This window comes from Stenotrophomonas nematodicola, from assembly GCF_009467805.1.
Lineage (GTDB): Bacteria > Pseudomonadota > Gammaproteobacteria > Xanthomonadales > Xanthomonadaceae > Stenotrophomonas > Stenotrophomonas nematodicola.
Genome location: NZ_WIAY01000002.1, coordinates 385,949 through 410,904, shown reverse-complemented (window position 1 = coordinate 410,904; position 24,956 = coordinate 385,949). Strand labels below are relative to the sequence as shown.

The window sequence follows — 24,956 nt, the reverse complement described above, 5'->3', positions numbered from 1 at the left end:
GGCCGCAGACCGGAAAACTGTGGGGGAGGGCCCCGGCCGGTACGGCCACCCGTCGCCGTGGGGGCGCGGTGCCGGTGCAGTGTAGGCAGCGGCGGGAGCTGAACCGGGGGGCTAGTACCAATAGGTTATCTGCGTGGCGCGGACGGCGGCGTAAAAAGGCCACGCCCGATGCCGCCCGCTGCGGCCGGCCTCCTTCGTGATACAGCCGGAGCTTCCCATGCACGTTCCCACTTCCACGCCGCTCGCGGCCAAGCCGTTGCCGTTCTACCGCCAGCTGTACTTCCAGGTGGTGGTGGCGATCGTGCTGGGTGCCATCCTCGGCCACTACGAGCCGGCGTTTGCCGAATCGCTCAAGCCGCTCGGCGATGCCTTCATCAAGCTGGTCAAGATGATCATCGCCCCGGTGATCTTCCTGACCATCGTCACCGGCATCGCCGGCATGACCCACCTGCGCACCGTGGGCCGGGTGTTCGCCAAGTCGATGGCCTACTTCCTGTTCTTCTCCACCCTGGCGCTGGTGGTGGGCATGGTGGTGGCGCACGTGGTGCAGCCCGGTGCCGGCATGAACATCAACCCGGCCGACCTGGACCAGACCGCGGTCCACACCTACGTGGAGAAGTCGCACGAACTGACCCTGGTCGGGTTCGCGATGGACATCATTCCGTCCACCCTGGTCAGCGCCTTCGTCGAGGGCAACATCCTGCAGGTACTGTTCGTGGCCGTACTGTTCGGCATCGCGCTGGCCCTGACCGGCGAGAAGGGCCGCCCCGTACTGACCTTCCTGGAGGCGCTGACCGCCCCGGTGTTCCGCCTGGTCCATATCCTGATGAAGGCCGCCCCGATCGGCGCCTTTGGCGCGATCGCCTTCACCATCGGCAAGTACGGGGTCGGGTCGCTGGTCAACCTGGCCTGGCTGGTGGGGTCGTTCTACCTGACCGCCTTCCTGTTCGTGGCCGTGATCCTGGGCGTGGTCTGCCGCCTGTGCGGGTTCTCGGTGTTCAAGCTGGCCCGCTACCTGAAGGCCGAGCTGCTGCTGGTGCTGGGCACGTCTTCGTCGGAATCGGCACTGCCCTCGCTGATGGAGAAGATGGAGAAGGCCGGCTGCAGCAAGTCCGTGGTGGGCCTGGTGGTCCCGACCGGCTACTCGTTCAACCTGGACGGCACCAACATCTACATGACCCTGGCCGCGCTGTTCATTGCCCAGGCCACCAACACCGAACTGACCCTGGGCCACCAGATCGCCCTGCTGCTGGTGGCGATGCTCAGCTCCAAGGGCGCTGCCGGCGTCACCGGCGCCGGCTTCATCACCCTGGCCGCCACCCTGGCCGTGGTGCCGGAGGTGCCGGTGGCCGGCATGGCGCTGATTCTCGGCGTGGACCGTTTCATGAGCGAATGCCGCTCGCTGACCAACTTCATCGGCAATGCCGTGGCCACTGTGGTGGTCTCGCGCTGGGAGAACGCGCTGGACCGCGACCGTCTGGCGATGGTGCTCGATGGCCGCGAGTCGGAGCTGCCGCCGCTGGTCGTGGACGACCTGCCGGCGCCGCTGCCGGCCGCGGCCCACTGAGCCCGGTGATCTGATTGTGTGGTGCATGGTCGTGTCGTTCCTGCCGGGGCGGCACGGCCATGTTTTGTTCCCAACGTCGGATGCGCGCTGTCATCTGCGCGCGGCAGGCTGGCCTGCATACGCCGGCGAACGGCCGCCGCGCTGCGCTGGATTATGTGCGGTTGCAGCATGACCGCGACAGCGTAGCGACAGGTCCGGCCACGCCAACGGGGGTATGATCCCCTGTTCCTCTCGCCCATTCATCTGCAGAAAGCGATGTCCAACGAAGATTTCAAACAGGCTGCCCTCGATTACCACCGCATGTCGCCGCCGGGCAAAATCCGCGTCGCAGCGACCAAGCCGATGCTGACCCAGCGTGATCTGTCGTTGGCGTACTCGCCGGGCGTGGCACACGCCTGCGAGGCCATCATGGCCGACCCTCAGCAGGCCAGCGAACTCACCGCCCGCGGCAACCTGGTTGCGGTGATCTCCAACGGCACCGCCGTGCTGGGCCTGGGCAACATCGGCCCGCTGGCCGGCAAGCCGGTGATGGAAGGCAAGGGCGTGCTCTTCCAGAAGTTCGCCGGCATCGATGTGTTCGACATCGAGATCGATGAGAACGACCCGGACAAGCTGGTTGACATCATCGCCTCGCTCGAGCCGACCTTCGGGGGCATCAACCTGGAAGACATCAAGGCCCCGGAGTGCTTCATCGTCGAGCGCAAGCTGCGCGAGCGGATGAACATCCCGGTGTTCCATGACGACCAGCACGGCACCGCGATCATCGTCGGCGCCGCAGTGCTCAACGCGATGGTCGTCACCGGCAAGAAGATCGAAGACGTGAAGCTGGCCACCACCGGCATGGGCGCGGCGGGTATTTCCTGCGTCAACATGCTGGTGTCGCTGGGTCTGAAGAAGGAGAACATCCTCGCCTTCGACCGCGACGGCGTGATCCACACCGGCCGCAGCGACCTGGACCCGGAGAAGGCGCGCTACGCGCGCGATACCGACAAGCGCACGCTGGCCGAGATCGTCGACGGTGCGGACATCTTCCTGGGCCTTTCGGCCCCGGGCATCCTGACCGCGGACATGGTCAGGACGATGGCCAAGGACCCGGTGATCTTCGCGCTGGCCAACCCGACCCCGGAAATCATGCCGGAAGTGGCCCGTTCGGTACGCCCGGACGCGATCATCGGCACCGGTCGTTCGGACTACCCGAACCAGATCAACAACGTGCTGTGCTTCCCGTACCTGTTCCGCGGGGCGCTGGACGTGGGCGCCACCGCGATCAACGAAGACATGAAGATCGCCTGCGTGCACGCGATCGCCGCGATGGCACGCCGCGAGGCCAGCGACCTGGGGTCGGCCTATGGCGATGAGACCCCGAGTTTCGGCCGCGACTACCTGATTCCGCGCCCGTTCGATCGCCGCCTGCTGGTCGAGCTGTCGGCCGCCGTGGCACAGGCCGCGATGGATTCGGGCGTGGCGACCCGTCCGGTGGCCGACATGGGCGCCTACCGCGAGAAGCTGGCCCAGTTCGTCTACCGCACCAGCCTGATGATGAAGCCGGTGTACGACCGCGCGCGTTCGGACAAGCAGCGCGTGGTGTATGCCGAGGGCGAAGAGGAAGTGGTGCTGCGTGCGGTGCAGAACGTGGTCGACGAAGGCCTGGCGCAGCCGATCCTGATCGGCCGCCCCGACGTGATCGAATCGCGCATCGAGCGCATGGGCCTGCGCATGAAGGCCGGTGTCGACTTTGACATCACCAACATCAACGACGACCCGCGCTTCAACGATTACTGGCAGTACTACCACAACCTCACCGGCCGTCGCGGTGTGACCGTGGCGGCCGCCAAGAACCTGATGCGGTCGCGCCCGACGCTGATCGCGGCGGTGATGGTCGCGCGCGGCGAAGCCGACGCGATGCTGACCGGCGTGGTCGGCCGCTTCCACAAGAAGCTGGGCTATGTGCGCAGCGTGCTGCCGCTGGAGTCGAAGGTGACGTCGACCTCGGCCATGACCGGTGTGATCAACCAGCAGGGCGTGTTCTTCTTCGTGGACACCCACGTGCAGGAGGATCCGACCGCCGAGCAGATCTGCGAAGCGACCCTGCAGGCGGCCTACCGCATGAAGCTGTTCGGGATCGAACCGAAGGTGGCGCTGCTGTCGCACTCCAACTTCGGCAGCCACGATTCCAGGGATGCGCTGAAGATGCGCACCGTGCGTTCGCTGCTGCTCAAGCGCAATCCGCGCCTGAACGTGGATGGCGAAATGCAGGGCGATACCGCGTGGGACGAGGCGCTGCGCCACAAGCTGCTGCCGGACAGCACGCTGAAGGGCCGTGCCAACCTGTTCGTGCTGCCCAACCTGGAGGCGGCCAACATCGCCTACAACCTGGTGCGCGTGTTCACCGATGGCGTGGCGATCGGCCCGATCCTGATGGGCGTGGCCAAGCCGGTGCACATCCTGACCACCAGCGCGACCTCGCGCCGTGTGCTCAACATGACCGCCATCGCGGCCGTGGATGCGCAGATCCGCAAGCAGCTGGAGGCGGAGAAGAACGCCTAAGGCGTTCTTCCCACGACCGGTTGCCAGCGCGCGCCCTTCGGGGCGCGTTCTGGTTTCGCGCAGTGCCTCTGCCATACGCGCGCCGCACAGGCGTCACCCGCCTGCAACCTCCCAAGGGCCCAATACCCCCACGCGGCCCGGCCGTGGGGACGGTCCACGCGGCCGCCCCCACCCTGGGCCCGACCAGATCATCATTGGCCAGCCTGCGGAGCGGTGTCATGCGTCATCGAGAAACCAAGCGGTACTTCAAACAGCTGTTCGCGCTGTACGCCGGCCTGGTCCGCGCACGCTGACCCGGCAGGGCCGGCCGTTGGTCGGCGGCCCTCCGCACTGCCACCGATGCCCTGGCGCGCGGATGCGCCCCGTCGACCGGCGGTGGGCGCTGCCATCCCGGCCTCATCTGTCGATCCGGGCGTACTGCGCCCACAGCGCAGGCAACGCCAGGCCGGTCTGCTGCTCCCACAGGGCCGGTGTATACCGCCCGTCGCGCAATGCGCCGTCCAGGGCCTTCACCAGGCCCGGGTGTCGCGCCTCGCCCCACTTCAGAAACGCGCCGGTCACCCGGTAGCCGGTCTCGACGTTCTGCCCATCCTTCACCGTCGTCGGCAGCGCCCAGCCAGCGGCGGCATTGTCGCTGCCATAGCGGTCGCGCGCGTAGTCGGCGATGCCCTCCACCAGCCAGCCCGGCACGCGTTCGTTGGCGTACTCCGGATAGCCCTGCACGATATGCATCGCCTCATGCGTGACCAGGTCGATGTCGTCGGGGTGTTTGGCCAGCCAGGCCGGGTTGATGGTGATGGTGGCCGCCTTTTCCTTCTCGCCAACGTACGCGATGCCGTCGTAGCCCGGATCGATCACGATGCGCACCTGCGCCGGTGCGCCGGGATGGAAGTCGGCCCGTTCGCGCACGTAGGCCGCGAAGAACGTCTCGATGATGCGTGACCGCACCGGGGCGGCCAGCGCATCTGATGGATCGCTGTAGGTCAGGGTCACACCCTCCCGGTGCTCGGTGGCGTCGAACGCGGCCGCATCGAACGCCCCCAGCGCCCCCAGCAGCAGGGTCGTGCCGGCCGCGTGCTTCAGAAAACCGGTCATGCCCATGCTCAGTGCTCCCCCATCGGTGCCAGAAGCTCGATCTCGGCCAGCTGCATCCGTCCCGGCGCGGCGATGCGCAGGCGGTACTCGGCGTAGCGGCCGGGTCTGCCGATGGCGAACGGCCGGGTCTGCTGCGCCCAGTCGAAGGCTTCGCCGCGTCGCTCGTCCAGCGTGGTCCAGCGGCCGCCGCTGCGACGCGCTTCCAGCGTCCATGCGCCGCCGCGGACCGGGCCGGTGCCGCTGGTCAGCGTGTACATCGTGGCAGCGCCATCGGCCAGTCCGGTGAGCACGATCGTCCCGGTGCCCACCGGCACGGTGGTGGCGGCATCGTCATCGATCAGGGCCGGCAATGCCGCGCCATCGGCGGTCTGCGCCTGTGCGCCGGCGCCCAGCAGGTCATGCAGCAGGGCAGGGCGCTGGCCACGCGCGGTGAGCGAGCGCGGCGCGTCGTCCGGGCCGGTTCCCCATGTCGACGGCGCCGGGCCCATCACGAAGTCGAGGGTGGCCCCCTTGGCGATCACCTCGTGCGGCACCCAGGTCTTCGCCCACGGCCGACCGTTGATCTTCAGTGACTGCACGTACACGTTGTCGCGCGAATTCTCCGGCGCGTTCACGGTCAGCACCGCGCCGCCCTGCAGCGTCACCTTGGCGTGGCGGAACAGGGGCGAACCGATCACGTACTCCGGCGCGCCCATGCGCAGCGGGTACAGACCCAGCGAGGCCAGCACGTACCACGCCGAGGTTTCACCGTTGTCCTCGTCGCCCGGGTAGCCCTGGCCGATCTCGCTGCCCACGTACAGCCGCGACAGGATCTCGCGCACGTGCTTCTGGGTTTTCCACGGCTGTCCGGCGTACAGGTACATCCACGGAATGTGGTGCGCCGGCTGGTTGCTGTGTGCGTACATGCCCATGCGCACATCGCGCGCCTCGGTCATTTCGTGGATGGTCCCGCCGTAGGAGCCGGCGAAGGCCGGGTCGGCGGTTTCGGGGGTGGCGAAGAAGGCATCCAGTTTGGCGGCGAGCCCGTCGCGTCCGCCGTACAGCGCGGCCAGGCCCTCGCCGTCGTGCGCGGCGGTGAAGGCGAAGGTCCAGCCATTGGATTCGGTGTAGTCGTGGCCCCACACGCGCGGGTCGTAGTCCTTGGCGTCCACGCGCCACGCACCGTCTGCGGTGCGGCCCTGGAAGAAGCCCGCCGCCGGATCGAACAGGGTGGCGTAGGTGCCGGCCCGGTGGCGGAAGTAGTCGGCTTCGGTGGCGTAGCGTGCGCGCGCGGCAGCGCTGCCCGCGCGACGGGACAGTGCCTCGGCCATGTTGGCGATGCCGAAGTCGTTGAGCGCCCCTTCCATCGTCCACGACATGCCCTCGTGCACGTCGGCACTGGCATAGCCGCGGAACGTGGAGCGGTCCATGCCCTTGCGGCCGACATGGCGGTCCGGTGGCACCACGGTGGCGTTCTTCAACGCAGCCGCGTAGGCCTCTTCGGGATCGAAGCCGCCGATGCCCTTCAGCCACGCATCGGCAAACGCCACGTCCGAACTGGTGCCCACCATCAGGTCGGCATAGCCGGGCGAAGACCAGCGCGCGACCCAGCCGCCGGCGCGGTACTGCTCCAGGAAGCCCTGCACCAGCGCACCGGCATCGTCGGGGGTGAACAGCGCGTACGCCGGCCAGGTGGTGCGGAAGGTGTCCCAGAAGCCGTTGTTGACGTACACCTTGCCGTCGCGCACCGGCGCGAAGCTGCGCACAGCGCTGCCGTCGGTGTTGTCGTCGGCGGCGCTGGCCTGGCTGGCATAGCGCCAGTCCGGCGCGGCGGCGGTGCCGGCGTTTTCATGCCCCGAGTTGGGGTACAGATACAGACGATAGAGGCTGGAATACAGCGTGGTCTTCTGGTCGTCGCTGGCATCGCCGATGTCGAAAGGTGCCAGGCGCGCGTCCCAGGCGTCCTGCGCGCGCGCGGCCACCCGCTCCAGGTCATCGTCGGCGGCCAGCTCCAGCGCAAGATTGTGGCGCGCCTGGTCCAGCGAGATCAGCGAGGTGGCGATGCGCATGGTGACGCGCCGGTCGTGGTCGACGTCGAACTTGATGTAGCCGGTGGGGCGCCCGGTCTCGATGCGGCCGCTGCTGCGCCACGGGCGGTCGAAGCGGGCCACCACGTACATGCGGGTGGCACCGTTGGACAGCCCGCTGCGCGTGTCGGTGTAGCCGGACAGGGTCTGGCTGGCGGCGTCCAGCGTCAGACCGCCACGCGCGTCGACATTGTCGAACAGCAGGTTGGCATCGCCCTCGGCCGGGAACTCGAAGCGGAACAGCGCGGCATGGTCGGTCGGCGCGATCGCAGCGGACAGGCCGTTGTCGAAACGCACGTCGTACCGGTACGGCCGCGCGCGCTCGTTGTCGTGGGAGAAGGTCAGCGCCCGTTTGGCGCGGTCGGCGACGGGCACGCCACGCGCGGTGGAGGGCATCACCTGGAAGGTCTGGCGGTCGCCCATCCACGGGCTGGGCTGATGGCTCAGGGCCAGCGCCTGCAACTGCGGGCGGTTGGACGCATCGTTCTGCTCGTTCCAGCGGTACAGCCAGTTCAACGCGCCGGCGTCGGTCACCGGGGTCCAGAAGTTGAAGCCGTGCGGTACCGCCGTGGCCGGGAAATTGTTGCCGCGCGAGAACGTGCCGTTGGCCTGCGTCCCGCGGGTGGTCAGCACCCAGTCCGACGGTCGCTGCGGCACTGTGCGCGGCTGCGCGTCCAGCACGATGTCATCGATCCAGCCCGACACCGGCGCGCCGTCCGCGGCGGCCACCTCCAGCTCCAGTGCCACCACGCGGCGCCCGCGCAATCCGGCCACATCGCCCAGCCGGACCGCCTTGCGCGCCCACTGCTGCGGATACAGGGTCTTCGAGTCGCCCTGCGCGCGGGCGCCCAGCGCCACGCCATGCTGGTCGCGCGCGGCGCTCGCCGAGACGCGTTGGCCATTGTCCAGCACCAGGTCCAACGACACATACGTGGAGGCGACGGTGTCCTTGGCGACGATTTCCGGCAGCACCAGCCACGACAGCGTGGTATCGGCATCGATGGTCAGGTCGGTGGCGAACAGCCGCGTGCGTGCGGTACCGCCCGCACTGGTGTAGTGCAGCGCCCGCAGGCCGCTGTAGCCCACCCCGGCCTTGGCCGCGTACGGCGCGCGTGGTCCGTTGCCCACCGCAACCCGCAGCGTGCCCGCAGCGGCAGTGGCCGTCGGCGACGGCTGCCCGGCTTCGAACGAGGTCTGCAGGCCCTGGCCGGCGGCGGGGAACGCCGCAGCGGCGCAGGCCACGGCGAGGGCCAGGGGGAGGAGGGCGTGGCGGGGGGCGGACAGGGTCATGCAAGGGTCTCCCGAAAGGGCAGGCGGCAGGCAGGGCCCGCATCGGCGACCACGTCAGACAGCATCGCACCGGCCGCCACGGGGGCGGCCGAAGAGGCGATGCATGTCCGGCGGGGGACGGGCCATGCGATCGGGTGGTGGATCGGAACCGGTCCGATGCTGCAACAGGCGGACCCACCCTGACAAGTGAAATTAGTTCGATCTAAATCCGGATTTCGGCTGAAATCGGTGCCTGGTTGACAGTCGATTTGGATCGATTTAAAAAGGTCGGTCGGATGGGTCGGGCCGACATCACCGCCGCGTCACCGGCAGCGGCCCCGCGGCGCTCCAGGTGCTAGAATCGCGGGCCTCGCAATTCCTTTGTGTGTCCACGCCATGAGCCATACCGCCACCGCGCCCGCCAACGCCGAGAAGCGTTACACCGTGCACCGCAGCGACCTGCCGCTGAGCTGCCCGACGCCGGAAATGGCCCTGTGGAACTCGCACCCGCGCGTGTACCTGCCGATCGAAGACGAGCCCAAGGGCGAGGCCGCGTGCCCGTACTGCGGCTCGGTGTTCGTGCTCGCCGACTGACCGGCGCCAGCATCCGTGCGCCCCATGACCGTGGTGCAGCTGCTGCCGGCGCTGCACTCCGGCGGGGTCGAACGCTCCACCCTTGAGATCGCCTCCGCCCTGGTTGCCGCTGGCCACCGGGCCATCGTCGTGTCTGCGGGGGGGCGTCTGGTCGAGCCGCTGCTGGCCAGCGGTGCCGAGCACCTTACGCTGGACATCGGCCGCAAATCGCTGCTGACCCTCCGACACGTCCTGACCCTGCGCAATCTGTTCAACGAGGTCGGCGCGGACATCGTGCACGCGCGCTCCCGCCTGCCTGCCTGGCTGGGCCTGTATGCGGTGCGCAACCTGCCGGCCGCGCGCCGCCCGCACTGGGTCACCACGGTGCATGGGCTCAACTCACCGGGCCGCTACAGCGCGGTGATGACCAGCGGCGAACGGGTGATCTGCGTTTCCCGGTGCGTCCGCGACTTCGTCCGCCAGCATTACCCGGACGTGGACCCGCAGCGCCTGCAGGTGATCCCGCGTGGCGTGGACCCGGCGCAGTTCCCGCGTGTGCCGCGCCAGGACCGCCGCGCGCGGCTGGCCGTGGCGCAGGCACATCCCGCCCTGGCGGGCGAGGCGCCGCTGCTGCTGCTGCCCGGGCGTGGTACCCGTCTCAAGGGGCACCGCCATGCGCTGCAGCTGCTGGCGGGCCTGCACGCCGGCGGCGTACCGGCGCGGCTGTGGATGCCCGGCACCCGCGAACCGGGGCGTGAGGCGTACGTGGCCGAGCTGGAACAGCAGGCGCGCAGCCTCGGCGTGGCCGACGCCGTGCTGATCACCGCGCCCACCGCGAAGATCGCGCAGGCGTATGCGGCCAGCGACCTGGTGCTGCAGCTCTCCGACAAACCCGAAGCGTTCGGCCGCACCGTGGTCGAGGCGTTGTCGGTGGGCCGACCTGTACTGGGCTGGAACCACGGCGGCGTGGGCGAGCTGCTGCAGCACCTGCAGCCGTCCGGCGCGGTACCCTTGCACGACAGCGACGCATTGCTGGCGCAGGCCCGCCACCTGTTGGCGCAACCGCCCACGCTGCCGTCGCGCATTCCGTTTACCTTGCAGGCGATGCAGCGTGACACGCTCCAGCTCTATGCCTCCCTCGCCGGTTGAGCCGGCCCTGATGCCCGGTTCGCCGGCCTCCCGCGCAGGCCGTTGGGCGCCGTGGTGGGTGATCGCCTTTGTGGCGATGTGGCCGCTGCCCGGCGTCGCCGAAGGCGTGCTGGTGCTCGGCGCGCTGTATGCAGCCGTGCGCATGGTGCAGCTGCGGCTGGCCGGCAAGCAGCGCCTGCTCAGCAGCCCGGCGTGGGCGCTGACCAGCATCCTGTTCCTGGGGTACTGGCTGCCGCAGGCTTTTTCGGCATTCGATGCCATCGATCCGGGCACGGCCTGGCGCAAAACCGCAGCCGGGCTGCGCTATCTGCCGTTCATGTGGCTCGTCGCGATCGCGGTTGCCTCGCCGCAGCGCCGTGCGCTGACCCTGGGCGGCATCGCCACCATCACGGCGGTGTGGACTGTCGATGCGCTGGCGCAGGCCGCGCTCGGCACCAGTCCGCTGTTCTGGTCGCTGGACCAGCTCAAGTGGGCGGTCAGTGGGCACGGTCTGTGCTCGCCGCAGGAAATGGCGGCGGCGGACCGGCTCAGTGGCGTGCTGGGTCCGTGCAATCTGAAATTCGGCCAGGTACTGGCCAGCCTGTCCCCCTTCCTGCTGTTCTCCGCCGCCCGGCGAGCGGGGGTGTGGGGCTGGGCGCTGGCCGCCGCTGCCGTTGGCGCGGTGCTGGTACTGGCCGGTTCGCGCGCGGCCTGGGTGACCTACGGCCTGGTGCTGGTGTTCTCCGGTTGGCGCCTGCTCGGCGCCCGCGCGCTGGTGGCATGCCTGGCGGTCGGGCTGGTGGCGGCGGTGGCGCTGGGCCTGGGATCGACCCAGGTGCGCGAGCGGGTCGCGCGCACGGCGATGGCCTGGGAAGGCGAGGGCGATGGCATCAACCAGGCGCTGTCCGGCCGCGAACAGATATGGAGCGCCGCCGGCTGCATGATCCAGCAGCATCCCTTCAACGGCGTGGGCGCGCGCGGGTTCCGCGATGCCTATCCGGACTGCAATCCCACCCCGGAGCGACCGGAAGTGTGGGGCGATGGCCCGGCGCTGCACGCGCACCAGATCGTGCTGGAAATCCTCGCCGAAACCGGCGTGCTGGGCCTGCTGCTGTGGCTCGCTGCGGTCGCCCAGGCCTGGCGTGCCTGGCGCTTCGCGCCGCAGGCCGCACGCGAACGCGCGCGCCCGGCCATGCTGGCGCTGGCGGTCACGGTGTTTCCGTTCAACACCCACCTGGCGTTCTATTCCACCTTCTGGGGTGGCCTGACGCTGCTGCTGGCGGCGCTGTACGCCGGAAGCCTGCTGGCGCGGGATGAGACGGACGCCGGATCACGGTAGAGACGACCGTTGGTCGGCTCTACCGGTAGTAGTCGCTGCGGCCGCCCGGCTGGCGCTTGAAGCGGCGGTGGATCCACAGGTACTGGTCCGGTGCCTCGCGCACCATCGCCTCGATGGCCTGGTTCACGCGGGCGGTATCGGCTTCCACGTCGTCGCTGGGGAAGTTCTCCAGCGGTGCGCCGATCTTCAGGAAGTACTTTCCGCCTTCACGGCGATGGAAATACGGAATGACCGCGCAGCCGGTCATCCGCGCCAACTGGTGGGTTGCGGTGATGGTGGACGCGGTGTGGCCGAAGAACGGCACGAACACGGTGTCCTTGCCACGCATGTCCTGGTCGGGCGCGTACCACAGGAAGCCACCCTTCTTCAGGTGACGCACAGTGGCACGGATGTCTTCGTTGGCATACATCGCCTTGGCGTAGCGCAGGCGGCCGAACTTCACCGCCCATTCGTACACCGGGTTGCGGTGCCTGCGGTACATGCCTGACAGGTCCACGTGGTCGCACAGCAGGCGCCCGCACATCTCCAGGGTCATGAAGTGGCCCGAGACCAGCAGCACGCCACGGCCCTCGGCCTGCATGCGCTGGAGGTGCTCCAGGCCTTCGATCTGCACCTGCGGCCGGATGCTGTCGATGCTGCCCCACCAGGCACGGGCAAACTCGAAGATGCCCACGCCGAGCGCATCGAAGCTGTCGCGCAGCAGGCGCTGGCGCCAGGCGTCGTCCTTTTCGGGGAAGCACAGCTTCAGGTTGACCTCGGCCGCGCGGCGGCGGCTGCCAGCCACCCGGTACGCCACCGTGCCGACGCCGCGGCCCAACGCGCGCTGCAGCCACCACGGCAGCCGCGCGACGGCGAAGGCGCCCAGCATCACGGCAAACATCGGCCAGTGGCGCGGATTGCGCAGGGACGGGCGGGTGGCGGTGGACGCGTTATCGGACATGCACCGATTCTAATGGATACGCCCTGGCGGGTGCGTCCACGCGGCCGCTGCGCGTGTCTTTCGCGGGGGGCTCCCGTATCCTCTGCGCATGCGTAAAAGCCCTGTCGAATGGATCCTGCGCGGCCTGTACTCGGTCGTGCTGTACCTGCTGCTGCCCATCACTGTGTACCACCTGGTGTGGCGCGGCTTCCGGGTGCGTGAGTATTTCCAGCGCTGGGACGAGCGCTACGCGTCCTACCCGCACTCCAGTGGCCAGCCGCGGGTGTGGCTGCACGCGGTCTCGGTGGGCGAGGTGAATGCCGCCGCGCCGCTGGTCAATGCGCTGCGCGCGCAGCGCCCGGACATCCGCTGGGTCATCACCACCATCACCCCGACCGGCTCCGAGCGCGTGCGCGCGCTGTGGGGTGATGCAGTGGACCACGTGTACCTGCCGTACGACGTGCCGGGCAGCGTGGGGCGCTTTCTGGGCCACTTCAAACCCAGCCTGGCGCTGATCCTGGAAACCGAGCTGTGGCCGAACCTGCTGTTCGGCTGCCGTGACCGCCGCATTCCGGTGTACATCCTCAATGCCCGCCTGTCGGCGCGCTCGCTGCGCGGCTATCGCCTGCTGCGGCCGTTGATCGGGCGCGCGCTGCGCACCGTGACCTGCGTGGCCGCGCAGTCGGCCGACGACGCCGAGCGCTTCCTGCAGCTGGGGGCCACGCCGGAGCAGGTGCAGGCGCTGGGCAACCTGAAATTCGACATCGCCACGCCGAACGTGCAGGACTTCATCGCGCGTTTCCACGACCTGGTGCCGGCAGAACGCCCGGTATGGATTGCCGCCAGCACCCATGAGGGCGAAGAACAGGCCACCATCGACCTGCATCGCCGCCTGCGCGAGGCGGTGCCGGGCCTGCTGCTGTTGTGGGCGCCGCGGCATCCGGAGCGTTTTCCACGGGTGGAGGCGCTGGCCCGCGAGCAGGGCTGGAAGGTCGCCACGCGGCGCCAGCAGCAGTGGCCGCAGGCCGACACCGATGTGTTCGTGATCGATACCCTGGGCGAGCTGATGTCGTTCTACGGGTGTGCCCAGGTGGCCTTCGTCGGTGGCAGCCTGCAGGCGATCGGCGGGCACAACCTGCTCGAGCCCGCTGCGATGGGCACGGCCACGGTGACCGGCCCGCACCTGCACAACTTCGCCGAGATTTCCCGGCGCATGCGTGAAGCCGGGGCGGTGGTGATCGCCGAGGATGCGCAGGGCGTCGGCGATGCGCTGCTGACGCTGCTGCGCGATCCGGATGCGCGCGAGGACATGGCGCGGGCCGGGTGTGCGCTGGTCAGCAACGGCCGCGGCGCGTTGAAGCGCACGGTGGCCCTGATCGGGCCGGCACTGCCGCCGCCGCTGGAGTGAACGCGGCGCTGCGGCGGCTGTTCCAGGCCGGTCATTGCCGCTACTTCATGGCTTCGAGCGGCACCAGCGATACCCACACGAGCAGCAGTGCCAGCCACAGCCAGCGCCAGCGACCCATGCCGCGCCACGCCGCGCGCCAGGCGCCGGGCAGTTTTTCCGGGCTCATGTCGGCCGCCTTCTGGCCGCTGATCGCAGAGAATCCACGGTGCGAAGTCCGTAGAGATACACGCCGGTGAAGCACAGCCCTGTCAGCAGCGTGCCGGCCAGCAACCAGAGCAGCCGGATGGGCCAGCCACCGAAGCTGCCGAAGTGCAGGGGATCCGCCATTTCGGCGATGCGCTGATGGACCCCCAGCGCCCGGCCGTCATGCCTGCCGATCACTTGCCCGGTGTGCAGGTCCACGGCGATGTTGTTGGCCCGCTCGCGCACCAGCCAGGCATCGGCCTCCCCCAGGAACAGGATGCTCCCGCCATCGCGCGCGGGGATGGCGCCGAGGATCTCAAGGCGGGGCCAGTGCTGGTGGACGATCTCCATCGCGGCATCGACGGCGGTTGGGTCGACGGCGGCAAGGCGGTCAACGCCGTTGGCCAGCCGCACGGTCGGCGCGGCCGGCGCATCGCCGCCGAGTGACTCGATCAGATACCACGCTCCGGTCAGACCGATCAGCAGCAGAAACCAGAGTGACCAGACCCCGGCCAATCGATGGACATCGCCCCACAGGCGGCGCGGTCGCGAGGCGTCGGGCCGTTTGAAGAACCCGCGCCACCACTTCTTGTAGATGTACAGGCTGCTCAGCAGCGAGAGCAGCAACGGGATGGACAGCGCCGCCACCAGTGGCACGCCCCACGCCACCGGCAGCATCAGGTGGCGATGGGTGTTGCGCAGCAGCCGTTGTGTATTGAGCCAGCCCGTGTCGCCGGTTACCTGCGCGGTGTAGGGGTTGATCCAGACAAAGCGTCGCCTGCCATCGGGGAGGCGCATCTGCGCCCGCGCAGCGAACAGGCGCGTGTGGCCGGCGGAGATGCTCTCCAGTTCCCAGTCCGGGTGTGCCGTCTGTGCGGCATGGATGATGGGCCCCCATCCAGCTTGCTCACCGCTGTCGGCCACGCGGATGGGCGCGTGCAGCAGCCAGTCGATCTCCTGCGAGAACACCGCCAGCGTGCCGGTGAGGCAGACAAATCCCATGAACAGGCAGAGCTTCAGGCCGAGCCAGCTGTGCAGGTCGAACCACAGTCGGCGCCCGCTGCCACTGCGCGCAGGGCGATCGGGATGCGCTGGCGCAGGCGGAGGCATGGGCAGTCTCAGAAGGCGTAGGCGGCTTGCACGTACACGCGGCGAGGCTCACCCGGGAAGTGGCCGGTGCGCTCGGTGAACCCGCTGGCGGCATAGACCCTGTCGAAGAGGTTCTTGACGTTCGCCTGGTACTGCCACTGCTTCCACGTGGTCTTCCAGCTCATATCGAACACGGTATAGGCCTTTACCGCCTGTCCATCCAGGCTGACGCGCTCGCCCACATGATCGGCACCAAAGCCGATGGCGGAGTTGATCGCCGGCAGGTCGTAGCGGGTCCACAGGCCCAGCTTGTTCTGCGGTGCGTTGGCGAAGCGGTCGCCGGAGGCATTGGTGATGCCGGTCGGGCCCATGTCCTTCACACGCGCGTCGTTGTACGCATAGGTCAGATTCACCACCCAGCGCTCGGTGACGTCGGCCAGCAGGTCCAGCTCCATGCCGGTGCTGCGCACCAGCCCAAGTGCCGCCAGCTGGTTCACCCCGTCCACCACGTCACCGGTGGCCTGCACGATGTTGCTGCGGTCGATGCGGTAAGCGGCCATGTTCAAGGTCACGCGATCGGCCAGCAGGGATTTCATGCCGACCTCCCACTGCCTGCTGCGCTCGGCGTCGAACGGGCCGCCCGCGGCGGGGTTCTGGTTGGCCGCGCTTTGGGGCACGAAACCGCTGGCCACGTTGGCGTAGAAGTTCAGACCTTCGCGGACGGTAACGGTGCTGCCCAGCCGCCAGCTGAGGTCGTTGCCATCGACACGGCTGCCGCCAATGCGGTCGTCATCCTTGAAGCCATCCCAGCGCAACCCGGCCAGCACATGCCAGCGCGCGGTGAGCGCCAGTTCGTCCTGCAGGTAAGCGCCGTAGCGTTTACTGCGGGTCGATGTGCTTCGCCAGGGCAGGGCGGCCAAGGTGTAGTCATGCCAGGTGCTGGCCCCATAGACCGGATTGAACAGATCGATGCCGTGTACCGGCCCGGCACCGCGTGCAAGGTCGGCGCTGTTGGCGGTCTGCGCGGTGAAGTCGGCGTCGAGCTGATACACATCGGCACCGAACAGCATTGTGTGTCCGATGCTGCCGGTGTTGATCCGCCAGACCGCGTTGGCGTTGGCGGTGAACGCCTCGTTGTCGCGGATCTGGTTGCGCAGCTGGCGCGTCATCCACGCGGCCACACCATCGCGGTCACGATCAATCAGTCCCATCGGCTCGTGGTACATCTGGTGTTCGTTGTTGCTGAACCAGCGTGCGGCGACGTCCACGTCCAGGTTGTCGCGCGGCGCGAAACGGTACTGCGCCAGCGCCACCCTGGCACGCATGTCGAGGAAGTCGCTGGCCTCGTTGTGGTTCCAGCGGCGGTCGGTGAGGAAATTCCCGGCATCGTCCACCGGCACGCCGCGCAGGCGGTTGCCGCCCAGGTTCTGGGTGATGTCGGTGAACTGCAGGGTCAGCTCGCCGGTGTCGCCCACGTCGACGGCGAGCGAGGCGTCACCGATCACGCTTTCGCTGTCTGCATTCCACCGCACGCCCTGTTCGGCGTCGCTATACAGCCCGGCGCGATAGCGCACGCTGCCCGCAGCGTTCATTGGCCCGGTGGCGTCGATCGATGCCGCGCTGAAATCGTTGTTGCCGGCCTGCAGTTCGATGCGGCGCTCGGGCGTGGCTTTGGGCTTGCGTGTCACGTAGTTGATGACGCCTCCGGCGTCCCCGCCGCCGTAGAGCGCGCCGGCCGGCCCCTTCAGGACCTCCACGCGCTCGATATTGAACAGCTGCGGGACCGAAAAGCCGGCATAAGGATCGCCGCGCAGACCGTCATACAGCACGTTTTCCTGGCGGAAACCGCGCATGGTCACGCCCGCATAGCTGAAGAAGCTGATGCCGCTGATGCTGCGATACAGGTCGGTGACATAGCGGGCGGCCTGGTCTTCAATCAGCTCTCGCGGTACCACCTGGATGGACTGCGGTACCAGTGCCAGCGGCGTGTCCGTACGCGTCCCCACCGCCGCGTCATCCACCCGGTAAAGGGTCTGGGCGCGGCCGAGCACCTGCACCGTGTCCAGCTGCACCGCATCGGAGGACGGGGGGGCGGCGTGGGCCGGGAGGCTGGCCAGGGTCAGGGCGAGGCCCAGCGTAGAGAAACGAAGCGACGGACGATTCATTGCACGGTGAATGGGGGAATTGGTGCGAATGAGAAAGATTAACATGTAGCGGCCAGTTGTTTGCCGCTCGCGCGTTGATCCGGCGTGCTTCAGCCCGAAGCACGGACTGTCGGCACTGTGTTCCCAAGAAAAAGCGCCGACGTTACCGTCGGCGCTCGGGACGTGCGATGGATTGCCAGGGCGGCCATTCCGGAGCCGCGCCCGCCGTCGATCAGTTGACGGTGGTGCTCGGCGTGGCGGCCTTCAGCGTCAGCAGGCGGTTGATGTCCTGCAGTTCGGCGATGTCCAGCGTGCCGATCGCCTGGCCCAGCTGCAGGCGGTTCTGCAGGAAGGTGTAGCGGGCGTTGGCGTAATCCAGCTGGGCCGAGAACAGGATGCGCTGGTTCTGGATCACGTCCAGCACCGTACGCGTACCCACTTCCAGGCCAACCTGCGAGGCGTCGTACGCGCTCTGTGCCGAGACCACGGCCAGGCGGCGTGCTTCCACTTCGCTGATGCCGGCCACCAGGGTCTGGTACGCGTTGCGGGTGTTGCGGTCCAGGGCGCGCTTCTGCTGCTCGTAGCCATCCTGGGCGATGTCGCGCTGGGCCAGGGCCTGGCGCACGCCGGACTGGGTGGCGCCGCCGGCGAAGATCGGCACGCTCAGGGTCAGGCCGACGCTGTTGGTGCGCAGGTCCGGGTTATAGGAACTGCCGCTGCCAACGCCGGCATCGCCCCAGGTGGCGCTCTTGCCGTAGTTGCCGCCCAGCGACAGGGTCGGGTAGTGACCGCCGCGTGCGGCCGACACGCCGGATTCGGCGGCGCTGACCTTCAGCTCCTGTGCCTTCAGCGCGGGGTTCTGCGCGACGGCTTCGCTCACCAGCTGGTCCACGGTGGCGTACTTGGCCGGCAGTTCCGGACGGAAGTCGGCCGGCAGCGCGCGCAGGTCGGTGACCGGCTGGCCGGTCAGTTCGGTCAGTGCCTGGTAGGCGTCGGCCAGGGTGTTCTGCGCGATGATCGTGTTGGCGCGGGCCTGGTCGTACTGGGCGCGCGCTTCATGCACGTCGGTGATGGGCGCCAGGCCCACTTCCAGGCGCTTGTCGGCGAAGTCGAACTGCTTCTTGGCGGCCGCTTCGTTGGTCTGTGCAGCCGACAGCGATTCGATGCCCACCAGCACGTTGAAGTACGCCGCCGAGGTGCGCACGATCAGGTCGTCGTTGGCCGAATCCAGGGTGAAATCCGCCGCCTTGCTCAGTTCGCGCTGCGACCGCAGGTTGGCGAACTGCGACCAGTTGAACAGCGTCTGGCTGCCCGTGACGGTGTAAGTGCGGCGCTTGCTGGTGGTGCTGCCGGTATTGAAGCCCTGGTCGTCGGTGCGGGTGCGGTTGAGCGCGGCCTCGCCATTGATCTGCGGCAGCAGTGCCGCGCGCGCCTGCACGGCGCCTTCCTTGTCGTACAGACGGGTCGATTCAGCCGCGGAGAGCTGCGGATCGCCGTTGCGCGCCATTTCGTAGACCTGCAGCAGGTCGGCGGCAGAGGCGGTCATCGGCAGCAGGGCGGCGGCCAGCGCAATAGCGAGGGATCGGCGGATCATTGCGGCTTCCTTGGACTCAGAGTTGGAACTGGGGCGCCGGGGCGGCACCGCGCAGGTAGTCGATATCGGTTTCGAACAGCGAATCAATGCTGCCATCGGACTTGACCAGCACCGCTTCCATGACCGGCGAATGGCCGCGGATCACGAACAGGCGGCCACCGGGGCGCAGCCACTGGGTGAAGCGCGCCGGAACGGTCTCCACCGCGGCGGTGATGCAGATCGCGTCGAAACGGCGCTCGGTCTCCCACGCCAGGGCGTCGGCGGTTTCAATACGGACGTTGTTGCCCAGGCCGGCGGCATCCAGGCGTGCACGGGCGGTGGCGGCCAGGTCCGGTTCGATTTCCAGGCTCAGCACTTCGCGGGCCAGTTCACCCATGCAGGCGCTCAGGTAGCCGCTGCCGGTGCCGATTTCCAGCACTTCATCGCCCGGCTGCAGATCCAGGGCCTGCAGGGTACGGCCTTCGATGACCGGCTTCATCATCTTCTGCCCGAAACCCAGCGGCAGCTCGATGTCGGCATAGGCCAGGGCTTTGTGCGATTCAGCGACAAACGCCTCCCGCGGCAGACGTGCCAGTACATCGAGCACGCGAATGTCCAGTACGTCCCAGGGACGGATCTGTTGTTCAACCATCAGTTCGCGGGCGTGGGCGTAATCGATCATCATGAGGTTCTAATCCAGCGCAGTGGGCCGGCCATTTTACCGGTGCCGGGAGCCGGCGGCGCGCTGAGAGCATCGCTGCCGTCGCGCCGGGGTCGCAGTGCCGGAAGTCACCGCGACCTCCGGTCCATTCATGTTGTTGTCACCGCCCGTGGCGGGTGGCGTACGCCCTCAGGAAAAAGGCGACACTGGCGTCCACATGGGCGTCGGCGTCGCACTCGGCCGGGGCCGGCCGCAGCCCGCACATCATATGCGTATGCAGCTCGCCTTTGATGAGGGTGAAGAACTGCAGCGCCGCCGTCTGGAAGTCGGTGATCTCCAGTTCGCCCCGTTCGGTGCGGGCGCGCAGGAACTCGGCCAGCGCGTCGCTGGTGCGCTGCGGGCCGGCCAGCCAGAACATCTCGCGGATCCGGTCGTCGGTGTCCGGCGCCATCATCACCCGCTGTACGGCCACGGCAGCCGGCGAGGTGATCATGGTGAAGAAGGCCCGTCCGATGCCCACCAGCTGCTCGCGCAGCGCGCCATCGGCATCGGTGACAAACAGTGCATCGGGCAGCATCTCGTTGCAGGTGGACTTCACAGCTTCGGCGAAAAGCGTTTCTTTATCGCCGAAATGACTGTAAACGGTCAGCTTCGAAACGCCTGCCTGACTGGCGATGCTGTCCATGCTGACGCCGCCGTAGCCCTGCTCGACGAACAATGCCTTGGCCGCATCCAGGATGGCCGCACGCTTGCCCAGATCCTTCGGGCGGCCGGGTCCGGCGGCCTTGGCAGGGAGCTTGGGCGGGGGGGCGGAGGACGTCGGATCGATCATGCAAACAATACTAGACCAATCGGTTCGATATTTATACTATACCGGCTGGTTCACTATTGGCCGTCATGGAATAGAGTGTCTCTTCCGTGCGGCTTCCCCGGTATTCAAGGTCCAGGACCTCATGAACAACTTGCGATGGATGGGCGGTGGGCTGCTGGCGGTGATGCTGGCGGCGTGTGGCAAACAGGATGCCGAGCCGGTGGCACCGATCCCGGTGCTGGTGGTGCATCCGGGCACGGTCGATGGCCAGGGGGTGGCGGCCTATCCGGGCGAGGTGCGTGCGCGCGAGGAAAGCCCGCTGTCGTTCCGGGTCGGCGGCAATCTGATCAAGCGCCATGTCGATGCCGGCCAGCGCGTGCGCAAGGGCGAGGTGCTGGCCGAGCTGGACGCGGCCGACTACGCGTCCCAGGCAGCCGCTTCGCAGGCCCAGCTCGCGGCCGCCGAGGCCGATCTGGTGCGCGCCCGCGACGATCAGAAGCGCTATGCGGCGCTGGCCGAGCAGCAACTGGTCAGCCGCTCCGCATTGGATGCGCAGACCGCTGCTTTCAAGGCCGCGCAGGGCCAGGTCAACGCCGCCCGCGCCAACCTCGCCGTGTCGCGCAATCAGGCCGGCTACGCGCAGCTCCGCGCGCCGGCCGATGGCGTGATCGCCAGCCGCCAGGCCGAGGCAGGGCAGGTCGTCAGCGCGGGGCAGACTGTGTTCACCCTGGCGGCTGACGGTGGCCGTGAGGTACTGATCGCGCTGCCGGAAAGCAGCATCCGCGACTACAAGGTCGGCCAGCCGGTCCAGGTCGAGCTGTGGAACCGCCCGGGTCAACTGCTGCCAGGCACCCTTCGCGAAATCGCCCCGGCCGCCGATGCCCAGGCGCGTACCTATGCCACCCGCGTGAGCCTGGCGCCCGAAGCGCTGGGCGAAGTGGAACTGGGCCAGAGCGCGCGCGTATTTGCCAGCGCCGGTCGCAGCGGCGCCCTGCAGTTGCCGCTGGCGGCCGTGCAGCGCGGTGCCGACGGCAAGGGCAGCGTGTGGGTGGTGGATGCGGCCAAGGGTACGCTGAAGGCGGTGCCGGTGACCGTCGGCGCCTACGGTGCCGAGTCGGTGCCGGTGCTGTCGGGGGTGGGTCCGAACGACTGGGTGGTCGCCGCCGGCGGCCATCTGCTCCGCGAGGGCCAGGCGGTGACGGCGGTGGATCGCCAGAACCGACCGGTGCTGGCGCCGGCCAAGGCCGCCGCGCCGGCCGCCCCGGCCAAGGGGCACTGACCCCGTGCGCCGTTTCAATCTCTCCGAGTGGGCGCTGGGCAACCGCCCGCTGGTGCTGTTTGCCATGCTCGCCTTCGCCGTCATCGGTGCCTGGTCCTACAAGCATCTGGGTCAGTCCGAGGACCCGCCGTTCACCTTCAAGGCAATGGTGGTGCGCACGCTGTGGCCCGGCGCCACCGCCGAGCAGGTCTCGCGCCAGGTCACCGAGCCGATCGAGAAGGCGCTGATGAACACCGGCGAGTACGAGTTCATCCGGTCGTACTCGCGTCCGGGCGAATCGCAGGTGATCTTCATGGCCCGCGACAGCCTGCGCTCCAAGCAGATTCCGGACCTGTGGTACCAGGTGCGCAAGCGCGTGGGCGATGTCCGCGCCACGCTGCCGCAGGAGATCGTCGGGCCGTTCTACAACGATGAGTTCGGCGACACCTTCGGCAACATCTACGCGCTGACGGGCGAAGGCTTCGACTATGCGGTGATGCGCGATTACGCCGACCGCATCCAGCTGGAACTGCAGCGGGTACCGGACGTGGGCAAGGTCGATCTGGTCGGCCTGCAGGACGAGAAGGTCTGGATCGAACTGTCCAACACCAAGCTGGCCACGCTGGGCGTGTCGCTGCAGCAGGTGCAGCAGGCGCTCGCCGACCAGAACGCGGTGACCGGGACCAGCTTCTTCGAAACCCCGACCGACCGCGTGCAGCTGCGCGTGACCGGGCAGTTCAACAGCATCGAGGACATCCGCCAGTTCCCGATCCAGGCCGGCGACCGCACGCTGCACCTGGGCGACATCGCCGAGGTCAAGCGCGGCTTCGCCGACCCGGCGTCGCCCAAAATGCGCTTCATGGGCGAGGATGCGATCGGCCTGGCGGTGGCGATGAAGGACGGCGGCGACATCCTCAAGCTCGGCGGTACGCTCGATGCCGAGTTCGAGCGCCTGCAGAAGACGCTGCCGGCCGGCATGCAGCTGCGCAAGGTCTCCGACCAGCCGCACGCGGTGGAGGAATCGGTCGGCGAGTTCGTGCAGGTGCTCACCGAAGCGGTGGTCATCGTGCTGCTGGTGAGCTTCTTCTCGCTGGGCCTGCGCACCGGCCTGGTGGTCGGCGTGACCATCCCGCTGGTGCTGGCGATGACATTCTTCGTCATGCATTACTTCGGCATCGGCCTGCACAAGATCTCGCTCGGCGCGCTGGTGCTGGCGCTGGGCCTGCTGGTGGACGATGCGATCATCGCGGTGGAGATGATGGCCACCAAGATGGAGCAGGGCTACGACCGCCTGCGCGCGGCCAGTTTCGCCTGGGAATCGACCGCCTTCCCGATGCTGACCGGTACGCTGATCACCGCCGCCGGCTTCCTGCCGATCGCCACGGCCGCCTCCAGTACCGGCGAGTACACCCGCTCGCTGTTCCAGGTGGTGACCATCGCGCTGGTGGTGTCGTGGATCGCCGCGGTGCTGTTCATTCCCTATCTCGGCGACAAGATGCTGCCGGACCTGTTCAACCCGCAGCCGCCCAAGCCGACCAGCCTGGCCGGACGCTGGCGCGCGCGGCGCGTGCAGTGGGCGGACCGCCACCCTGCCTTCGCGCGCTGGATCGCGCCGAAAGAGCACGCGCACGACCACGACCCGTACCAGCGCCCGTTCTACACGCGCTTCCGCCGCTTCCTGGATGCCTGCCTGCGTCATCGCTGGTGGGTGATTGCGGCGACCATCGCGCTGTTCGTGTCCTCGCTGATGCTGTTCCGCTTCGTGCCGCAGCAGTTCTTCCCGGATTCGACCCGGCCCGAACTGATGGTGGACATCGAACTGGCCGAAGGCGCGTCGCTGGCCGCCACCCAGGCACAGGCGACCAAGCTGGAGAAACTGCTGAAGGGCCGCGATGGCATCACCAACTACGTCGCCTATGTCGGTACCGGTTCGCCGCGCTTCTACCTGCCGCTGGATCAGCAGTTGCCGGCCACCAACTTCTCGCAGTTCGTGGTGCTCACTGCCGATGCCAAGGCCCGTGAGGCGACCCGTGACTGGTTGATCAAGGACGTGATCAAGCAGTTCCCGGACGTGCAGATGCGCGTGACCCGCCTGGAGAACGGCCCCCCGGTCGGCTACCCGGTGCAGATGCGCGTCTCGGGCGAGCACATCGCACAGGTGCAGGCGATCGCACGGCAGGTCGAAGCCAAGGTCCGCGAAAACCCGCACGTGATCAATGTCAATCTGGACTGGAGCGAACCGAGCAAGGTGGTGCGGCTGGTGATCGACCAGGACCGCGCACGCGCGCTGGGCGTGAGCAGCGCCCAGGTGGGCCAGTTCCTGAGCAGCTCGTTGTCGGGCATGCGGGTGAGCACGTATCGCGAAGGCAATCGCCAGATCGAGATGCTGCTGCGCGGGCCGGACAATGAACGCGCCCAGCTGGACCTGCTGGCCAGCCTGGCCATTCCGACCAGCAGCGGCACGCCGGTGACGCTGTCGCAGGTGGCCCGCCTGGAGTACGCCTTCGAGGACGGCATCATCTGGCACCGCAACCGTCTGCCGACGGTGACCGTGCGCGCCGACATCGGCGATGGCATGCAGGCACTGGACGTGGTGCAGCAGATCCTGCCGACGCTGGACGGCATCCGTGCGGATCTGCCCAGCGGCTATCTGCTGGAAACCGGCGGCACCGTGGAGGACTCGGCACGTGGGCAGGACTCGATCAAGGCCGGCATGCCGCTGTTCCTGATCGTGGTGGCCACATTGCTGATGCTGCAGCTGCGCAGCTTCTCGCGTGCGGCGATGGTGCTGGTCACCGCGCCGCTGGGCATCATCGGCGCTACCTTGTTCCTGCTGCTGTTCCGCGCGCCGTTCGGCTTTGTCGCTCTGCTCGGCACCATCGCCCTGGCCGGCATGATCATGCGCAACTCGGTGATCCTGATCGACCAGATCCAGCAGGACATCGACGCCGGCCACGATCGCTGGCACGCCATCATCGACGCCACCGTGCGCCGCTTCCGCCCGATCGTCCTGACCGCGCTGGCCGCGGTGCTGGCGATGATTCCGCTGTCGCGCAGCGCGTTCTACGGCTCGATGGCAATTTCGATCATGGGCGGCCTGATCGTCGGCACCGTGCTGACCCTGGTGTTCCTGCCGGCGCTGTATGCCGCGTGGTTCCGGGTGAAGCCGGATGAGGCGAAGAGCACCGGGGAGTAACAGGCGGCGGCGCGCAACCGAACCGGTGGGAGCCTCAGAACGCCTTCACCGGCATCAATAGAGCCGACCGTGGGTCGGCTGCTCTCCGGACCGGCACCTTGCCAGACACGGCTGGCAAGGAAGGGGGACG

General features: G+C 68.1%; 17 protein-coding genes. 8 read left to right on the top strand and 9 right to left on the bottom strand.

Annotated features, from left to right (window positions below):
- Positions 1-217 precede the first annotated feature (217 nt).
- Together GDJ08_RS09325 and GDJ08_RS09320 are read left to right on the top strand one after the other, a co-directional pair.
- Positions 218-1,567, top strand: coding sequence for a dicarboxylate/amino acid:cation symporter (locus GDJ08_RS09325; protein ID WP_017357310.1), 1,350 nt, complete (start codon positions 218-220; stop codon positions 1,565-1,567).
- A gap of 255 nt (positions 1,568-1,822) precedes the next feature.
- Entirely contained in the window at positions 1,823-4,114 is a 2,292-nt protein-coding gene (locus GDJ08_RS09320; protein WP_136002927.1) for an NADP-dependent malic enzyme, read from the top strand.
- 396 nt (positions 4,115-4,510) lie between these two features.
- On the opposite strand, the gene GDJ08_RS09315 is transcribed toward GDJ08_RS09320, so the two are convergent.
- Together GDJ08_RS09315 and GDJ08_RS09310 are read right to left on the bottom strand one after the other, a co-directional pair.
- Entirely contained in the window at positions 4,511-5,215 is a 705-nt protein-coding gene (locus GDJ08_RS09315; RefSeq protein ID WP_017357307.1) for a basic secretory protein-like protein, read from the bottom strand.
- Positions 5,216-5,217: 2 nt separating this feature from the next.
- Complete coding sequence (locus tag GDJ08_RS09310) at positions 5,218-8,565, bottom strand: GH92 family glycosyl hydrolase (protein ID WP_153164745.1); 3,348 nt, start codon at positions 8,563-8,565, stop codon at positions 5,218-5,220.
- Positions 8,566-8,940: 375 nt separating this feature from the next.
- On the opposite strand from GDJ08_RS09310, the gene GDJ08_RS09305 reads away from it, so the two are divergent.
- The 3 genes from GDJ08_RS09305 to GDJ08_RS09295 are packed head-to-tail and all read left to right on the top strand — an operon-like array spanning position 8,941 to position 11,584.
- On the top strand, positions 8,941-9,138 hold the full coding sequence (locus tag GDJ08_RS09305) for a zinc-finger domain-containing protein (protein ID WP_136002930.1): 198 nt from the start codon (positions 8,941-8,943) through the stop codon (positions 9,136-9,138).
- A 24-nt stretch (positions 9,139-9,162) separates the two neighbouring features.
- Complete coding sequence (locus GDJ08_RS09300; protein WP_423666444.1) at positions 9,163-10,266, top strand: glycosyltransferase; 1,104 nt, start codon at positions 9,163-9,165, stop codon at positions 10,264-10,266.
- Positions 10,247-11,584, top strand: a complete 1,338-nt coding sequence (locus GDJ08_RS09295; protein WP_153164868.1) for an O-antigen ligase family protein — start codon at positions 10,247-10,249, stop codon at positions 11,582-11,584. The genes GDJ08_RS09300 and GDJ08_RS09295 overlap by 20 nt, the downstream gene beginning before the upstream one ends.
- A 19-nt stretch (positions 11,585-11,603) precedes the next feature.
- Here GDJ08_RS09295 and GDJ08_RS09290 read toward each other — a convergent pair whose 3' ends face one another.
- On the bottom strand, positions 11,604-12,524 hold the full coding sequence (locus GDJ08_RS09290) for an LpxL/LpxP family Kdo(2)-lipid IV(A) lauroyl/palmitoleoyl acyltransferase (RefSeq protein ID WP_017355402.1): 921 nt from the start codon (positions 12,522-12,524) through the stop codon (positions 11,604-11,606).
- An 88-nt stretch (positions 12,525-12,612) separates the two neighbouring features.
- Between GDJ08_RS09290 and waaA the strand changes: the two genes are divergently transcribed.
- Positions 12,613-13,911, top strand: a complete 1,299-nt coding sequence (waaA, locus tag GDJ08_RS09285) for a lipid IV(A) 3-deoxy-D-manno-octulosonic acid transferase (protein WP_017355401.1) — start codon at positions 12,613-12,615, stop codon at positions 13,909-13,911.
- A 40-nt stretch (positions 13,912-13,951) separates the two neighbouring features.
- Here waaA and GDJ08_RS20325 read toward each other — a convergent pair whose 3' ends face one another.
- The 6 genes from GDJ08_RS20325 to GDJ08_RS09260 form a co-directional block, all read right to left on the bottom strand.
- Positions 13,952-14,077: a hypothetical protein gene (locus GDJ08_RS20325; RefSeq protein WP_262071234.1), complete on the bottom strand. Its 126-nt coding sequence runs from the start codon at positions 14,075-14,077 to the stop codon at positions 13,952-13,954.
- Positions 14,074-15,204, bottom strand: a complete 1,131-nt coding sequence (locus tag GDJ08_RS09280) for a PepSY-associated TM helix domain-containing protein (protein ID WP_153164743.1) — start codon at positions 15,202-15,204, stop codon at positions 14,074-14,076. The genes GDJ08_RS20325 and GDJ08_RS09280 overlap by 4 nt, the downstream gene beginning before the upstream one ends.
- An 8-nt stretch (positions 15,205-15,212) precedes the next feature.
- A complete protein-coding gene (locus GDJ08_RS09275; protein ID WP_017355398.1) occupies positions 15,213-17,348 on the bottom strand; it encodes a TonB-dependent siderophore receptor in 2,136 nt (711 codons plus the stop codon).
- 211 nt (positions 17,349-17,559) lie between these two features.
- Positions 17,560-18,921, bottom strand: a complete 1,362-nt coding sequence (locus GDJ08_RS09270) for a TolC family outer membrane protein (protein WP_017355397.1) — start codon at positions 18,919-18,921, stop codon at positions 17,560-17,562.
- Positions 18,922-18,937: 16 nt separating this feature from the next.
- Positions 18,938-19,585, bottom strand: coding sequence for a protein-L-isoaspartate O-methyltransferase family protein (locus GDJ08_RS09265; protein WP_017355396.1), 648 nt, complete (start codon positions 19,583-19,585; stop codon positions 18,938-18,940).
- A gap of 136 nt (positions 19,586-19,721) precedes the next feature.
- On the bottom strand, positions 19,722-20,393 hold the full coding sequence (locus GDJ08_RS09260) for a TetR/AcrR family transcriptional regulator (protein WP_017355395.1): 672 nt from the start codon (positions 20,391-20,393) through the stop codon (positions 19,722-19,724).
- A 121-nt stretch (positions 20,394-20,514) separates the two neighbouring features.
- On the opposite strand from GDJ08_RS09260, the gene GDJ08_RS09255 reads away from it, so the two are divergent.
- Entirely contained in the window at positions 20,515-21,651 is a 1,137-nt protein-coding gene (locus GDJ08_RS09255) for an efflux RND transporter periplasmic adaptor subunit (protein ID WP_153164742.1), read from the top strand.
- A 4-nt stretch (positions 21,652-21,655) separates the two neighbouring features.
- Positions 21,656-24,826 carry an efflux RND transporter permease subunit gene (locus tag GDJ08_RS09250; protein WP_136002935.1) on the top strand — a complete coding sequence of 1,057 codons (3,171 nt, stop codon included), beginning with the start codon at positions 21,656-21,658 and terminating at the stop codon, positions 24,824-24,826.
- Positions 24,827-24,956: the final 130 nt, after the last annotated feature.

Excerpts from the sequence above, each read along its gene's own strand:
- GDJ08_RS09305 (WP_136002930.1), top strand. The coding sequence starts at position 8,941 with ATGAGCCATACCGCCACCGCGCCCGCCAACGCCGAGAAGCGTTACACC.
- GDJ08_RS09265 (WP_017355396.1), bottom strand. The coding sequence starts at position 19,585 with ATGATGATCGATTACGCCCACGCCCGCGAACTGATGGTTGAACAACAG.
- GDJ08_RS09310 (WP_153164745.1), bottom strand. The coding sequence starts at position 8,565 with ATGACCCTGTCCGCCCCCCGCCACGCCCTCCTCCCCCTGGCCCTCGCC.
- GDJ08_RS09275 (WP_017355398.1), bottom strand. The coding sequence starts at position 17,348 with ATGAATCGTCCGTCGCTTCGTTTCTCTACGCTGGGCCTCGCCCTGACC.
- GDJ08_RS09280 (WP_153164743.1), bottom strand. The coding sequence starts at position 15,204 with ATGCCTCCGCCTGCGCCAGCGCATCCCGATCGCCCTGCGCGCAGTGGC.
- GDJ08_RS09270 (WP_017355397.1), bottom strand. The coding sequence starts at position 18,921 with ATGATCCGCCGATCCCTCGCTATTGCGCTGGCCGCCGCCCTGCTGCCG.
- waaA (WP_017355401.1), top strand. The coding sequence starts at position 12,613 with ATGCGTAAAAGCCCTGTCGAATGGATCCTGCGCGGCCTGTACTCGGTC.
- GDJ08_RS09260 (WP_017355395.1), bottom strand. The coding sequence starts at position 20,393 with ATGATCGATCCGACGTCCTCCGCCCCCCCGCCCAAGCTCCCTGCCAAG.
- GDJ08_RS20325 (WP_262071234.1), bottom strand. The coding sequence starts at position 14,077 with ATGAGCCCGGAAAAACTGCCCGGCGCCTGGCGCGCGGCGTGGCGCGGC.
- GDJ08_RS09320 (WP_136002927.1), top strand. The coding sequence starts at position 1,823 with ATGTCCAACGAAGATTTCAAACAGGCTGCCCTCGATTACCACCGCATG.
- GDJ08_RS09325 (WP_017357310.1), top strand. The coding sequence starts at position 218 with ATGCACGTTCCCACTTCCACGCCGCTCGCGGCCAAGCCGTTGCCGTTC.
- GDJ08_RS09290 (WP_017355402.1), bottom strand. The coding sequence starts at position 12,524 with ATGTCCGATAACGCGTCCACCGCCACCCGCCCGTCCCTGCGCAATCCG.
- GDJ08_RS09295 (WP_153164868.1), top strand. The coding sequence starts at position 10,247 with ATGCCTCCCTCGCCGGTTGAGCCGGCCCTGATGCCCGGTTCGCCGGCC.
- GDJ08_RS09315 (WP_017357307.1), bottom strand. The coding sequence starts at position 5,215 with ATGGGCATGACCGGTTTTCTGAAGCACGCGGCCGGCACGACCCTGCTG.
- GDJ08_RS09300 (WP_423666444.1), top strand. The coding sequence starts at position 9,163 with ATGACCGTGGTGCAGCTGCTGCCGGCGCTGCACTCCGGCGGGGTCGAA.
- GDJ08_RS09255 (WP_153164742.1), top strand. The coding sequence starts at position 20,515 with ATGAACAACTTGCGATGGATGGGCGGTGGGCTGCTGGCGGTGATGCTG.